Origin of the sequence: Luteimonas sp. 3794 (assembly GCF_031456825.1) — a bacterium.
Taxonomy (GTDB): domain Bacteria; phylum Pseudomonadota; class Gammaproteobacteria; order Xanthomonadales; family Xanthomonadaceae; genus Luteimonas.
Genome location: NZ_JAVDVJ010000006.1, coordinates 98,687 through 112,224 on the forward strand (window position 1 = coordinate 98,687; position 13,538 = coordinate 112,224).

The following is a 13,538-nucleotide window of genomic DNA, read 5'->3' on the forward strand; positions in this document are numbered from 1 at the left end:
TGTCGTTAGGCGGGCGCGTCGGCGCGCCTGCGCCGCAGCGCGAGCCGGCCACCGCACCACGCGAGGGGGATCGGACCGATCACGCCGAGCAGCGTCATCCAGAGCGGATGCGGCAGCATCCAGGCATTGCCGATCACGCCGAGCGTGATCAGCACGCCGACCGTGATCGCGGCGCTCATCGGGTGTACGCGCGCGAGTCGCGCCGCGACCCAGCCGCCACAGACCGCGGCGAGCAGCCAGCCGGACAGCACCCAGACCAGCTTGCCGGTCGGCGCATTCGCGACGATCTCGGCAAGGTCCGCGTCAGTAGCGAGTTGCCCGGCCGGCAGCGGAAACATCCACGAGCCGATGAACTCGAGTCCGAGCATCACCATCAGGGCAACGACCATGCCGAGCATCACCGAAAACATCGTGCGGATCATGGCGCCTCCCCAGCGCGAACCGGCGTGCAGCATCGCGCGGCGGGTGGAGGAGGGCAAGCGGCGCGCGGCATCGCGAGGTGGGTCGGGAGCGCAGGGGCTTCTACGACAGGCGTCGCGTGTCGTCTCGGACGCGGGAACACGCGATCGTCAGAACGAAGTCGCTGGATCCCGGCGTTCGCCGGAATGACGGAGGACAGACGTCGTCGTCAGGCGGATGTCGTCGTCCCGGCGAACGCCGGGACCCAGCGGCTTGCGCGGCGAAACAGTCGCGCGCGACCTGCGCAGGCCACGCACGCCAGTGCGCCAGGGCCGTCCTACCTGGGCACCCCGGCGCCAGGTCGATGGCGCTGTGGGCGTGAGACCAGGGCCCCGACTCTCCGGACGATGCCTTGCAGTCGCGACTTGCCGGCGCCCGTCTTACGACTCAACCCCTGCCGGCGCCGTTTCAATCGGCGCAGCGTCGGCGCGTCCACGCTGCGACGCGATCCACGCATCGATCTTCGCCTCCAGCAACGGCAACGGCAGCGCCCCGTCCTTCAGCACTTCGGCATGGAACTCGCGGATGTCGAAATCCTCGCCCAGCGCCGCCTCGCTGCGCTTGCGCAGTTCCTGGATCTTGAGCTCGCCGATCTTGTAGGCCAGCGCCTGGCCGGGCCATGCGATGTAGCGCTCGGCCTCGGCGACCGCATCCGGCTCGCTGACCGACGAGTTCTCGAACATGTAGTCGAGTACCTGCTGGCGTGTCCAGCCCTTGCTGTGCAGGCCGGTGTCGACGACCAGTCGCACCGCGCGCCACAGCTCACCCTGCAAGCGCCCGAAGTAGTCGTAGGGATCGGTGTAGAGGCCGAGTTCCTTGCCCAGGCTCTCGGCGTACAAGCCCCAGCCTTCGATGTAGGCGGTCTCGCCGCCGAAGCGCCGGAACGCGGGCAGATCCGTCAGCTCCTGCTGCAGCGCCAGCTGGAAGTGGTGGCCGGGAATCGCCTCGTGCAGGAACAGGTCTTCAGCGTCCCAGCGCTTGCGGGTCGGCAGATCGAAGGTGTTGACGTAGAAGATGCCCGGGCGGCTGCCGTCCTCGCTGGGACTCATGTACTCGCCGCCCGCGGCCGACGCGGCGCGGAAGGCCTCGATCGGGCGGATCTCGAAACCGGCCTTGGGCGTCAGTGAGAACAGTTCGGGCACCTTTGCCTCGATCTTCTGTTCAATGGCGCGGTAGTGCGACAGCAGCTGTGCCTCGGAACGGAACTCGAAGCGGCGGTCGGTCTGCATGAAGCGGAAGAAGTCCTGCAGCGATCCCTCGAACTTCGTTTCCGCCATGACGCCGCGGATCTGCTCGTGGATGCGGGCCACCTCGTCCAGGCCGATCTGGTGGATCGCCTCGGGCGTCAGGTCGGACGTGGTCTGCTGTTTTGCGGAAAACGCATACCAGGCCATGCCGTCGGGCAGGGCGTCGAGCCCGACGCTGTCACGCGCGTGCGGCAGGTAGTCGTTGGCGATGAAGTCGCGCTGGCGCTGGATCGCTGGATTGAGCTGCTCGGTGATCAGGGTGCGGAATTCGGCGGTCAGGCGCGCGCGGTCGGCCTCGGCGATATCGTCCGGGAATCGTTCGACCGGGCCCCAGAACGGGCTCTTCTCCACGTCATCGACGAGGATCGCGTCGAACTGCGGCAGCACCTTTTCCATCACCACGCGCGGCTGCACCACATTGGCTTCGATGCCGGCCTGCATGTTGGCGATTTCGGTGTCCAGCAGCACGGGAACGCGCGCGGCGCGACGCAACCAGGCCTCGTAATCGGCGACGGTCGCAAACGGCTGCGCATTCGTGCCCGAGCCGAGCAGCACCGAATAGCTGACGATGCTGCCCATCTGGTTGACCGGCATCATCCAGTCCGGAAAACGGTCGCCGTCGAGGGCGTTACGACGCTCGTCGACGAAGATGCGGTAGCTCAGCAGGTCCTGGCCCTGCAGACCGTCAATGCCGACCGCCTCGACCGCCTGGAGCCAGCGCTCGTTGAAGCTGCGCACCTGCTCGCGATACTCGGCGCTGCCAAAATCCGGCAACTGGTCGTTGTAGCGCGTGTCGCCCTGGAAGGTCGCCTGCACCGGGTTGAGCTTGAGCAGTTCTTCCCAGTAATCGGCATACAGCGTGGTCAGCCGCGCAGCGCGCGCCGCAGCATCCTCGACCGGCACGTCGGCGATGGTGGCGGCAGACGCCTGCGCGGGCGCATCGCGGTTGCAGCCGGCGAGTCCGCCGCCGGCGGCGATAGCGACGGCGATGGCGAGGACGAGCGGCTGCTTCATGTCGGGCTCCAATGGAAATCGGTCGATGCTGTCGAAAGCGGTACGCGGCCGGCAAGGGCCGAAGGTCACGTGCTCAGGGCACTGGCGTGCCGGGTGCCGGTTGGGGGTCGAACGGGATCGTCTCGGGCGCGACTGCACCGCCGGAGATGATGAAACTCATCGCCTGATCGACGGTCCAGTCGGTCGGCGTGATCTTCTCCAGCGGCACGATTTCCAGATAGCCCGACGTCGGGTTGGGCGTGGTCGGCACGTACACCGCGGCGAGTTCCCGGCCGGTGCCCTGTTCGCGGATCACGCGGGTCACGAAACCGACCGACTTCATGCCCGGGTGCGGAAAGTCGATCAGCACCACGCGCTGGGTGCCGTCGGGTTTGGTCTGCAGGATGTCGAGCAGTTTGCGCGCGCTGGAATAGATCACGTTCGCCAACGGGATACGGCGTACCAGCGCGTCCACCCACGACAGCATGCGCTGGCCCACGACGCGGCGCGTCAGCCAGCCGACACCCAGGATCAGCACGATCGTGGCGAGCAGGGCGATCGTCGCCTGCACGGCGCCGGCACTGGCCCAGCCGAGCGCATTGGGAAACCCCGCGGCGATCCTGTGCGACAGCGGCGCGACCCATGGCGTGCTGATGTCGGAGAGCAGCACGAACACGAACTTGACGACGATCCAGGTCAGCCAGATCGGCAGCAGGGTCAGCAGGCCGGTGAGGAACAGACGCTGCAGGCGTCCGCCCAGGGTGGGGGCACTCATTGGAATCCGCGGGTGGGTGGGAGCCCGACATGATGCCCCCGGCGGCTGTGCTGCGGAAACAGTGTGCCGGCCGGGCGACAGCGGGCGTTGCGGCGCAGGCGCTGCGTCAGGGCAGGTGCGCGAGCCGGAAACCGACGTCGTCGTAGCCGCGGCGCGGGTCGAGCGCGCGGCTGGCGAGCGCGTCGCGCTGGCTTGGGCCAGCGGCGATCCGGTCCTTGCAGGCGGCCGCGCAATCGCTGCGCCATTCGGCCGGGCCGCTGGCCGGCGTCGCGACACTGGCGCCCTGCGCTGTCGAGGCCACAACGATGCTCCGACCTTCGCGTTCGCTGCGCCAGCGCGCATATTCCACCGCGTCGTGCCAGGACACGCAGACGACCGGGTCGGACGGCGATTGCTCGAAACCCGGGTCTTCCCAGTCCTTCGACGAGAGTGCCCGCAGGACCGAACCACGCGCGCGGCACGAGGCCGACTTGTGGCCGGTGGCGGCGACGAAGGCGCCGTAGTCCGCGCGGCTGACCGGCGTGTTCGAGATCGCATAGACGCCGTCGCTGCTGCGGATCACGCGTGCACCGCCGGCGACGCGGGCGGCCAGCGCGGCGACATCGGGAATGGTCATGGCCTGGCGGCGCAGGCGCGCGGTCGCGGCGGCATCGAGGCCCAGGGCGTCGGCCGATGCCAGGCTTGCGACCGCTTCGGCGCGGTCGACATTGGCGACCGCCTCGCCGATGCGGATTTCGAGCGCCGCGTCGACCCGCGTACGCAGTCGGCGCATCGATTCGCCGTCGCCCTGTCCGGTCGCCGTCGCGTGCTGGCGCGCGGCGGCCAGCAGGCTGGCGGCGGCCTCGTGGTCACCCTTGGCGATCAAGGCAGTGGCACGCGCCCCGGCGGCGTCGAACGCGCGGCCCGACAGCGGCGCAAACCGCAGATGTTCGCGATCGGCCTGCCAGGCGCGAGTCAATGATTCGAACACGTTCGCACTTGCCGGCGCTGCCAGTTGGCCGGCGCGCAACTGGCGCTCGGCATCGCCCAGATGGCGATCCGACGCCGAAACCGGCGCGGCCTGCGGCGCAGACGGCTCGGTCGCCGTTCCGGCAGTAGCCGGTGTGCGGGCCGCGTCATGGGCCAGGCCTTCTGCATCGACCGGCGCGGGCGCTTGCCCGGCGACGCGGGCCAGGCCAGGCGCAGCAGGTCCATCAATGTCGGGGGCGGCCGAGGTGCGTAGCAAAAACCCGATTCCGGCCGCAACCACCAGCACCACCGGCACCCATAGCGTCGGCGACATCTGCCGCGCGCCATGCAGCAGCCGGCGCGCGCCGTCGCCGAGGCGCCGCAACGTGGCCGCGACCACCGGCTCCCGCTTGCCATCCCGCTGCGGCACCTGCGCCAGCGCCTGCAGCATCTGGTTGGCATCGGCAAACCGGCGGCCGGGCGATTTGGCCAGGGCGCGGTCGATGAACCGCTGCCAGTGGCGCAGCGCGGGCGGCAGGCGCGGAATCGGGTTCTGGGTATGGGCGATCGCCATCGACAGCGCGTCTTCGCCCTGGTACGGCAGGCTGCCGTTGAGCATCTCCCAGGCCAGCACGCCGACGCTGTAGAGATCAGCGCGGAAATCGACCTGCTGGCCGCGCGCTTGCTCGGGCGCCATGTAGGCGGTGCTGCCGACGGCGAGGCCAACCATGGTCACGCGCGTGCCGTAGCCGCGGCGCAGGGCGATGCCGAAATCCGCCAGCAACGGACGGTCGGCCTCGTCGAACAGCACGTTCTCGGCCTTGACGTCGCGATGGATCACGCCGCGCGCGTGCGCGTAGGCCAGCGCCGACAACAGCGCGCGCAGGACCTCGCGCACGCGGGCGTGGTCGCCAGTGAGGTCGCGGTTGCCCAGATGGCCGTGCGGCAGATAGGGCATCGCGTACCACGGCAGACCGTCATCGGTGCGGCCGACCTCGTGGATGCCGACGATGTTGGGGTGCTCGAGCCGGGCGATCGTGCGCGCTTCGTTCTCGAAGCGGCGGCGGCTTACCTCGTCGGCCAGCGCCTCGGGCAGCATGACCTTGATCGCCACGTCGCGCCCCAAAGACAGCTGCGTGCCGAGATAGACCGTCGCCATGCCGCCGTGGCCGACAACGCGCACCAGGCGGTAGCCGGCGATCTCCGGAAAGACCGTTGAATCAGGCCCGGTTGGTGTGTGCGGCATGCTTCCCCCTTGCGTCGCACAGCATACCGAGGACGCGCTGGAAAACGATGTGATGCGTTGCAGGTTGCCATGCCTCCATGGCACACGGTGTCGCGCGGCAGATCTGCTCGCGAGGCGCTGCGGTCAGGCCGCGCGTGCGTGCCCGGCCGCGACGAGCGCCATCGCCACCGATTCGGCGGCCTTGATGCCGTCCACACCGGCCGACAGGATGCCGCCGGCATACCCTGCACCCTCGCCGGCGGGGAACAGCCCGCGCGTGTTCAAGCTCTGGCCGTCGTCGTGGCGGGTGATGCGCAGCGGTGAGGACGTGCGGGTTTCGACGCCGGTCAGCAGCGCATCATGCATTGCGAATCCGCGCAGTTTGCGGTCGAACGCCGGCAGGGCTTCGCGGATCGCGGCGATCGCGTAGTCCGGCAATGCGTTCGACAGATCGCCCAGGCGCACGCCCGGCGTATACGACGGCACCACGCTGCCGAAGGCGTTCGATGCCCGTCCTGCCAGCAGGTCGCCGACCAGTTGCCCCGGTGCCTCGTACTCGCCGCCACCGAGCACGTAGGCGTTCGACTCCCAGTGCCGTTGCAGGGCGATACCGGCCAGCGGTCCGCCTTCGGGCGCATAGGGCAGGAAGTCCTCCGGCGTGATGCCGACGACGATCGCCGCGTTCGCGTTGCGCTCGTTGCGCGAGTACTGGCTCATGCCGTTGGTGACCACGCGGCCGGGTTCGCTGGCCGCGGCCACCACGGTGCCGCCCGGGCACATGCAGAAGCTGTAGACCGAGCGGCCGTTGCGCGCGTGGTGCACCAGCTTGTAGTCGGCGGCGCCGAGCAGCGCATGGCCGGCCTGCGGGCCGAAGCGCGCGGCATCGACCAGCGATTGCGGATGCTCGATGCGGAAGCCGATCGAGAACGGCTTCGCTTCCAGAAACACCCCGCGCGCGTGCAGCATCGCGAAGGTGTCGCGCGCACTGTGGCCGAGCGCCATGACCACGTGGTCGCTGCGGATCTCCTCGCCATCTGCGAGTGTCACGCCGCGCACGTGCCGCACGCCGTCGGCATCGGATTCGACCAGCAGATCGTCGACGCGGCTGGAGAAGCGGATCTCGCCGCCCAGCGACTCGATCGTCGCGCGCATGTGCTCGACCATCGACACCAGCCGGAACGTGCCGATGTGCGGCTTGCTCACGAAGAGAATTTCCTCCGGCGCACCTGCCGCGACGAACTCGGTCAGCACCTTGCGGCCGTGATGGCGCTTGTCGGAGATCTGGCTGTAGAGCTTGCCGTCGGAGAACGTGCCGGCGCCGCCTTCGCCGAACTGCACATTCGACTCGGGATTGAGCACCTTCTTCCGCCACAGGCCGAAGGTATCCACGGTGCGCTCGCGCACCGCCTTGCCGCGCTCCAGCACGATCGGCCGGAACCCCATCTGCGCGAGCACGAGCGCTGCGAACAGGCCGCAGGGCCCCGTGCCGATCACCAGCGGACGCAGCGGCAGGGCATCACTGGTGCGTGCGACGAAGCGGTACGAGGTGTCCGGAGACGGGCCGACCTTGCCGCTGCTACCGGCCACGGCGCCTTCGGCCTGGTCGTCCGCCGCGGCGGCTTCGGGATCGAGTTCCAGCCGCTGCAGGATGTCGGCCTCGCGCGAGGTTTCCACGTCGACCGAATAGATCAGCACGATCGCCCCGCGCCGGCGCGCGTCGTAGCTGCGCTTGGCGACGGAGAAGCCGGTGAGTTCGTCGGCGTGGATGCCCAGGCGCGCGACGATCGCCTCGGGCAGGGCGGCATCGTCGTGGTCGAGCGGCAGTTTGAGATCGGTGAGTCGGAGCATCGGCATTCAGGGCGGTGGCGGGCGGGCGTGGGTCAGCGGCGTTGCGCATCGCACGCGTGCACTCGGATGCGTCGATGCGTTCGGCGCAGGGTCTGGCGCGGCGGACAGGATACCTGTCGATCCTCCGGACACGGCACCGGTCTACCCGTCGAGCAGTCGCAGACAGGCCGGCCGAGCTGGCAAACTGCCGGTCCGCAGGACGCGGGGCAGGGGAGTCGGGAATGCGCTGGTTGAAGCGGTTGGGTGTGGGGCTGCTGGTCGTGGTGCTGGTGCTGGCGGCGCTGTGGACATGGTCGCGGCTGCGTGGACCGACGCCGGAGCAGCGCGCGGCGCTGGCGCTGATGGAGGCGTCGAACACGTTTGAAGGGCGCAATGCCTTCGATGCGATCTGGGTGTTGCCGTATGACGTGCCCGAGGCGGAGATCACCGCGGTCGCGGATGCGGACATGCAGGCGCTGACCGAGGCGCTGCGCGCACCTGATGGTCCGCTGGTATTCACTAGCGCTGCCAAGCGTTACCCGGACCTCACGCCTGTCAATGGCGCGGTCGCGCCCTGCGGCTTCGGCGGCGCGGACTGTCTGGCCAGGGTGTCGGCCGCATTCGACGACTACGCAGCGCTGGTGCAGGCGAATGCTCGATTGATCGAGCGTGTCGAGGCACTCTCGGCCTATGACCACCACGCGACGCGACAACCAGCCGATCACCGGGCTCCGCTGCCGGCGTTCACGCTGCTGGGGTGGCCCATCACTGCATATGCAGTCCAGTTTGTAAGCGGCGAGCAGGTGCCTGCGGTCGAGGCGACCTGCCGCGACCTGGCGGCCTGGCGTCGCGTCGGAACGCACAGCGACACGCTCATCATGAGGATGTTGAGTGTTTCGCTTGTCACGGACGGATACGGCGCGCTGCTGGCCCGGATGCTCGCCGTGATGCCGCGCGATACGCCGCTGCCGTCCAGTTGCGAGGCAGCCCTTGCTCCGCCCTCAGCGGTGGATGCATCGATCTGTCCCGCGATGCGGGGCGAATTCGCGTGGAGCATGGGTGTGAGCGACACGCTACCCGAGATGCAGAAGCACAATGCATGGCGTTGGCTGGTGCTCGACCGGGATGGATTCCGTGCGCTGATGGCAGAGCAGATGGTTCCGCCCTGCCTCGATCAAGGCGCCGCACTGGCTGCGGATCAACAGCTCAGTGCGATGTCCGTGATGCCGCCTGCATGGCGCCGCCTTGAATGTGTCGCCAACATCTCCGGCTGCATCCTCGGTGATATCGCTCGGCCCGCGTACGCCGGGTACGCGTGGCGTGCCCAGGACCAGAACGCCCGCCTGCAACTCCTCGCCACACTCGCCTGGCTGCGTGACCAGCCCGACGACGGCACACTCGCCGAGCGTCTGGCACGCAGCCCCGCGGCGCTGCGCAGTCCCGCGCGCGACATCACGGTCACCGCGGACGGGCAATCGCTGGAAATCGCGCAGTACGACACCAGGCGCGGTGAGACGTGGTCATTGCCGCTTCCGGCCTATCTGGTCGAATCGACCACAGACCCGAACTGACCGCTGCGCCGCTTGCGGCGCACGTAGACCTGTTTGCGCACGCGGGCGACCAGCTCGCCCGAGGCGTCGAGTACGTCGGTCGTGAACCAGCGCAGATGCTTGCTGCCGTCTGCGGTGTCGGCGCGGATCGCTTCCACCGTGGCGTCGTCCAGATCGAAGGTCGCGTGAACGGTGCCGCGGCCCGGACGGATGAACTCGATCTCACCGGCCTTGTCCCAGACCACGTGGTCGTTGCCGAGCGCGCGCAGGGTCATGATCATCCAGAACGGATCGGTCATCGCGAACAGGCTACCGCCGAAGTGCGTGCCGACGTAGTTGCGGTTGAACCAGCGTTGACGCAGTTCGACGCGCGCATGCCGGAAACTCTCGTCGATGCGGGTCACTCTTATGCCCGCGAACAGGAACGGCGGCCACAGATTCATCAGCAAGCGGAAACGGCGCGGGGTCATGGGCGGGCGATCGGCGAGGGGACGCCGATCTTGCCATACGCTGCTGTACGGAAGCGCCCGAAGGCGTCAGGTCAGAACAGCAGCGACGCCATCTTGCGGCGGTAGCGGCCGACGAGGGCGGCGTCTTCGATGATGCGGAATGCGTCGATCAGCGCCTTGCGCGGCAGGCCGTCCTGGAAATCGCGGTCGCGCGCGAGGATTTCTATGAACTGCTCCAGGCCCGCCTCGGCATCGCCGGACACGATATGACGGACGCCGAGCTGGTGGCGCGCGGTGAGGTTGGCGGGATCGGCGGCGATGGCTGCCTGCAGCGCGTCGGCCGACGGCGCATCGGCGAGCAGCGTGGCGAAATCCAGCCGGGCGCGCGCCTTGATCGTGCGGTCGTCGGTGGCCAGGTTCGCCGGCAGCCCGTCGAGCAGACCTTCGGCCGCCTTCGAATCGCCTGTCTGCAGCAGGGCCAAGGCGAGGTCGAGACGCAGTTCGGCCTTGTCCGGCTCGGCAGCCACTGCGTCGCGCAGGCGCGCGACTTCGGCGTCCGGATCCAGCGGCGCGGGCTCAGCCGCTTCGACAGCGCCGCCCTCAGCCGGCTCGATGCCATGCTTCTTCAGGAACTCGCGGATCTCGCCTTCGGGCAGCGCGCCGGGGAAGCCGTCGACCGGCTGGCCGCCGACCAGCAGAAACACCGTCGGCACCGAACGGATCTGGAACGCGGCCGCGATCTGCTGTTCCTTGTCGACATCGACCTTGGCCAGCACGAACGCGCCGTTGTACTCGGCCGCGAGCTTCTCCAGCACCGGACCGAGCGACTTGCACGGCCCGCACCATTCGGCCCAGAAATCGATCAGCACCGGGGTCTGCAACGACGCCTGCAACACCTCGGTTTCGAAGGTCGCGGTGGTCGCGTCGAAGACGTGGGGAAGGGCTGCGGGAGCGGGGGCGTTGCCGTCGAGGAGCATGCGGAAGTCCGTTGAAGAGGGAATGCGCCGGGCGCGATCCCGAAGGATGGCGACGGATGCGCAGGATACAACCATGTCAAAAATAGTTGACATGGTCCATCCAGAATGTAAATTCTTTTTTACCTGGAGTCTGATGGAGGGACAGCATGTCGATGCATGGAGAGCTCGCAGCTCCGAGCGGGCAACCGCGGAGCGATAGGCCGTCGGTCTGGTCGGTGATCTGGCCAGCACCAGTGTTCACCGGTTTCGGCCTGCTGTTCGTGTCGAAGGACCCCGCCTTGCGTGGGCTCACGCTTGGACCGGTGCTGCTCTTGCTGGTCGGCATCGCAGGCCTGGCGTGGCGCAGCGCTCGGTTCTCTGGGGAAGGGGCCGGCCCGTCGCCCGGTGAAACCGAAGCGTGGAACGCGGCCCAGCTCTTGTTGGCGGCGGTGATCTTCCTGCAGATGATCGCCGCGGGACGGCTGGGCGAGGGCTGGATCACCTGGTGCCTGCTTTTTGGCTACGCCAGCCTGGTGCTCTTGGGGCCGGAGATCCGCGCACGCCGGCTGGGGGCGCAGGCGCGCCACCGCGGCGTGGTCGAGGACGAGCGCGACGCGACGATCCAGGCGGCGGCCACGCGCTGGTCGAAGCGCACACTGGAGACATCGATCGTCGCGGGTGCCGCTGTGTATGCGCTCTACGCCAGCCGCATGGGCGACGTGCCCGATGCACGTGCCACGGTCGCGGCGGTGTTCGCCGTAATGTTCGTCGCCAATGCGATCGGCCAGTGGCGCGCGGCCATGCTGTACTGGCGCGATCGTCGATGAACCGCGTCCGATGACCGGCACGCCCATCACCAACGAGATCCGCCGCCTGCGCTTCGATCACGGTGAGATGACCCAGCAGGCGCTGGCGGATGCCTGCCAGGTCACGCGGCAGACGATCATCGCGCTGGAAGCGGGGCGTTATGCGCCGTCGCTGGAGCTGGCGTTCCGGATCGCACGGACGTTCGGCGTCGGGGTCGAGGACGTCTTCCGGTGGTCGGCGTGAGTGGCGTGCGGCTGCGCCCGCTGGTCGTCGGCGCGCATGCCTGCACCTTGCTGGCGCTGCTGGTATTCGCGGTGATGACCGGTGTGCCTGCAGGCGCGCCGCTGGCCTGGTCAGGCGCGCGCGGCATGCCGCTGGCGTGGCTGTTCAACTTGCTGGCATGGATCGGCCCGGGGCTCGTCGTCGCATTCGCTGCGCGACGGATGCGCGCAGCCCTGCCGGATGCGCGCCTCGGCGCCGGCATCGCGCTGCGTCTGATGCTGCTGGCCGCGCTGGCTTTCGCGGCGCAAGGCGTGCTGACGCTGGATCCGAACGAACTCGACAGCGGCGCCAGCCGTTGGCACGCCACGGCGTGGATGGTCTGGAACCTGGCGTTCTGCGCGGGCGCGCTGATGGCCGGCTGCTCGCTGCGCGCGGTGCGCTGGCCGTCGTTGGTCATCTGCGCGCTCTGCCTGCTGGCGCCTGTGCTGCTCGGGCCCATCCTGGGCCCGCGCGTGGTGCTGGCCGCGTGGATGGCGTGGACGCTGTTGCTGGCATGGCGCGTGCCGCCCGCGCGCTGATGTCCGGAGGTCCTGTGTAGGCGCGCGCTTGCGCGCGATGTGCGGCGCCTGTGGAGCCCCATCGCGCGCGAGCGCGCTCCTACAGGGAGACCCCTGCGCTGGCTCAATCGTCCGCGCTGCCGTGGCCGTCCGGCGTTCGATGCACACGGCCTGCCGCCATGACGAAATCGACGCCCATCACCGCATTGATATCGGCGACCGGATCGCCCGGCATCGCGATGATGTCTGCGCGCTTTCCGGGTTCGATGACGCCCTGGTCGTCGACGCCGAGCACGGTCGCCGCGTGCAGCGTCGCCGACTGCAGCGCGTACGCCGCCGGAATGCCGGCCTCGACCATGTAGAGGAATTCGCGTGCATTGTCGCCATGCGGGCCGACGCCCTGGTCGGTGCCGAATGCGATCGGCACGCCGGCCCGATACGCGCGCGCGGCGGTGTCCTGGATCTGCGCGCCGATCGTCGCCGCCTTCGGACGCACGACTTCGGGAAAATAACCCGGCTCCTTGGCCTTGTCAGCGACGAAGCGGCCGGCGTAGATCGTCGGCACGTACCAGGTGCCGCGCTGCTTCATCAGCCGCATGACCTCGTCGTCCATGTGCGTGCCGTGCTCGATGCTGGTCACGCCGGCGAGCACCGCGCGCTTCATGCCTTCGGTGCCGTGCGCGTGCGCGGCGACGCGGTAGCCGTAGTCCTTCGCGGTGTCGACGATCGCCTGCACTTCGTCGACGGTGAACTGCGGTGCATCACCACTGCGCGCGTAGCTCAGCACGCCACCGGTGGCGGTGATCTTGATGACGTCGCTGCCTTCCTTGTAGCGCTGGCGCACGGCCTGGCGCGCATCGTCGACGGAATTGATCACGCCCTCGGTCGGGCCGGGCGGACCCATCAGGTGCGAGAGCATCGAGTTGTAGCCGTTGCTCGGATCGGCATGGCCGCCGGTCGTCGCGATCGATTTGCCGGCGGCGAAGATCCGCGGTCCCGGCACCAGGCCCTGGTTGATGGCATCGCGCAGATGCGGGCTGACTTCACCGCCGAGATCGCGCACCGTGGTGAAGCCGGCCGACAGGGTTTTTTCGGCGTATCCGACCGCGCGGAACGCGTAGTCCACCGGATCGAGACGGAAGCCTTCGGAGTAACTCGCCGGGCTCGACTGCGAGCCGAGGTGCACGTGCAGATCGGTCCAGCCGGGCGAGCACGTCCGGTCGCCGAGCACGATCGAGTCCACGCCGTCCTGCAGTTTGGCGCGGCCCGGAATCACCTCGAGAATCCTGCCGTCTTCGACCAGGATCGTGTGCTCACCCAGCACGCGGCCACTGCGCGCGTCGAACAGACGCTCGCAATGCACGGCTGTCTGCGCCGCGGCGCTCGCACCGGCAGGCAGCAGCAGGGTCGCGGCGAGCAGTGCCAGCGACGGACGGGCAAGGATGCGAACAACGGGGCGAGGGGCCATGCGGAACTCCGGAGCGGCGGCGGTCCCGGATTGAAGCACGCGCACGCGCCGCGCG

At 68.8% G+C, this 13,538-nt stretch carries 12 protein-coding genes; 4 read left to right on the forward strand and 8 right to left on the reverse strand.

Translation table 11 applies throughout. The features are described 5' to 3' along the window. Window positions 1-5: 5 nt before the first annotated feature. From J2X52_RS10545 to J2X52_RS10565, 5 genes are all read right to left on the reverse strand, one after another. The gene (locus tag J2X52_RS10545; RefSeq protein WP_310152690.1) at window positions 6-422 is read right to left on the reverse strand and encodes a hypothetical protein; all 417 of its coding nucleotides are present in this window, start codon (window positions 420-422) and stop codon (window positions 6-8) included. Between the two features lie 417 nt (window positions 423-839). Next, window positions 840-2,720: a DUF885 family protein gene (locus tag J2X52_RS10550; protein ID WP_310152693.1), complete on the reverse strand. Its 1,881-nt coding sequence runs from the start codon at window positions 2,718-2,720 to the stop codon at window positions 840-842. 73 nt (window positions 2,721-2,793) lie between these two features. Continuing rightward, the gene (locus tag J2X52_RS10555; protein ID WP_310152696.1) at window positions 2,794-3,474 is read right to left on the reverse strand and encodes a DUF502 domain-containing protein; all 681 of its coding nucleotides are present in this window, start codon (window positions 3,472-3,474) and stop codon (window positions 2,794-2,796) included. 106 nt (window positions 3,475-3,580) lie between these two features. Continuing rightward, window positions 3,581-5,668 (reverse strand): protein kinase, encoded by a 2,088-nt coding sequence (locus J2X52_RS10560; RefSeq protein WP_310152699.1) that lies wholly within the window; start codon window positions 5,666-5,668, stop codon window positions 3,581-3,583. Between the two features lie 123 nt (window positions 5,669-5,791). Next, entirely contained in the window at window positions 5,792-7,495 is a 1,704-nt protein-coding gene (locus J2X52_RS10565; RefSeq protein ID WP_310152704.1) for an NAD(P)/FAD-dependent oxidoreductase, read from the reverse strand. Between the two features lie 221 nt (window positions 7,496-7,716). Here J2X52_RS10565 and J2X52_RS10570 point away from each other — a divergent pair, with 221 nt between their 5' ends. Further along, window positions 7,717-9,045 (forward strand): hypothetical protein, encoded by a 1,329-nt coding sequence (locus J2X52_RS10570; protein ID WP_310152708.1) that lies wholly within the window; start codon window positions 7,717-7,719, stop codon window positions 9,043-9,045. Here J2X52_RS10570 and J2X52_RS10575 read toward each other — a convergent pair. Next, window positions 9,012-9,494 carry a DUF4442 domain-containing protein gene (locus J2X52_RS10575; RefSeq protein WP_310152713.1) on the reverse strand — a complete coding sequence of 161 codons (483 nt, stop codon included), beginning with the start codon at window positions 9,492-9,494 and terminating at the stop codon, window positions 9,012-9,014. The two genes, J2X52_RS10570 and J2X52_RS10575, sit on opposite strands and share 34 nt — an antisense overlap. A gap of 71 nt (window positions 9,495-9,565) precedes the next feature. Further along, window positions 9,566-10,450, reverse strand: coding sequence for a thioredoxin (gene trxA / locus J2X52_RS10580; RefSeq protein ID WP_310152715.1), 885 nt, complete (start codon window positions 10,448-10,450; stop codon window positions 9,566-9,568). 215 nt (window positions 10,451-10,665) lie between these two features. Between trxA and J2X52_RS10585 the strand changes: the two genes are divergently transcribed. Genes J2X52_RS10585 through J2X52_RS10595 form a run of 3 tightly spaced genes read left to right on the forward strand, consistent with a single transcriptional unit; the run spans window position 10,666 to window position 12,036 of the window. Then, window positions 10,666-11,256 carry a hypothetical protein gene (locus J2X52_RS10585; RefSeq protein ID WP_310152718.1) on the forward strand — a complete coding sequence of 197 codons (591 nt, stop codon included), beginning with the start codon at window positions 10,666-10,668 and terminating at the stop codon, window positions 11,254-11,256. Window positions 11,257-11,266: 10 nt separating this feature from the next. Further along, window positions 11,267-11,479, forward strand: a complete 213-nt coding sequence (locus tag J2X52_RS10590; protein ID WP_310152722.1) for a helix-turn-helix transcriptional regulator — start codon at window positions 11,267-11,269, stop codon at window positions 11,477-11,479. Beyond that, on the forward strand, window positions 11,467-12,036 hold the full coding sequence (locus J2X52_RS10595; protein ID WP_310152725.1) for a hypothetical protein: 570 nt from the start codon (window positions 11,467-11,469) through the stop codon (window positions 12,034-12,036). The genes J2X52_RS10590 and J2X52_RS10595 overlap by 13 nt, the downstream gene beginning before the upstream one ends. A 103-nt stretch (window positions 12,037-12,139) precedes the next feature. Here the strand turns inward: J2X52_RS10595 and J2X52_RS10600 are convergent, their stop codons facing one another. Continuing rightward, on the reverse strand, window positions 12,140-13,483 hold the full coding sequence (locus tag J2X52_RS10600; RefSeq protein ID WP_310152727.1) for an amidohydrolase family protein: 1,344 nt from the start codon (window positions 13,481-13,483) through the stop codon (window positions 12,140-12,142). Window positions 13,484-13,538 lie beyond the last annotated feature (55 nt).

Bases quoted from the DNA above. Each gene is read 5' to 3' on its own strand.
- J2X52_RS10545 (WP_310152690.1), bottom strand. From the start codon at position 422: ATGATCCGCACGATGTTTTCGGTGATGCTCGGCATGGTCGTTGCCCTG.
- J2X52_RS10550 (WP_310152693.1), bottom strand. From the start codon at position 2,720: ATGAAGCAGCCGCTCGTCCTCGCCATCGCCGTCGCTATCGCCGCCGGC.
- J2X52_RS10555 (WP_310152696.1), bottom strand. From the start codon at position 3,474: ATGAGTGCCCCCACCCTGGGCGGACGCCTGCAGCGTCTGTTCCTCACC.
- J2X52_RS10560 (WP_310152699.1), bottom strand. From the start codon at position 5,668: ATGCCGCACACACCAACCGGGCCTGATTCAACGGTCTTTCCGGAGATC.
- J2X52_RS10565 (WP_310152704.1), bottom strand. From the start codon at position 7,495: ATGCTCCGACTCACCGATCTCAAACTGCCGCTCGACCACGACGATGCC.
- J2X52_RS10570 (WP_310152708.1), top strand. From the start codon at position 7,717: ATGCGCTGGTTGAAGCGGTTGGGTGTGGGGCTGCTGGTCGTGGTGCTG.
- J2X52_RS10575 (WP_310152713.1), bottom strand. From the start codon at position 9,494: ATGACCCCGCGCCGTTTCCGCTTGCTGATGAATCTGTGGCCGCCGTTC.
- trxA (WP_310152715.1), bottom strand. From the start codon at position 10,450: ATGCTCCTCGACGGCAACGCCCCCGCTCCCGCAGCCCTTCCCCACGTC.
- J2X52_RS10590 (WP_310152722.1), top strand. From the start codon at position 11,267: ATGACCGGCACGCCCATCACCAACGAGATCCGCCGCCTGCGCTTCGAT.
- J2X52_RS10600 (WP_310152727.1), bottom strand. From the start codon at position 13,483: ATGGCCCCTCGCCCCGTTGTTCGCATCCTTGCCCGTCCGTCGCTGGCA.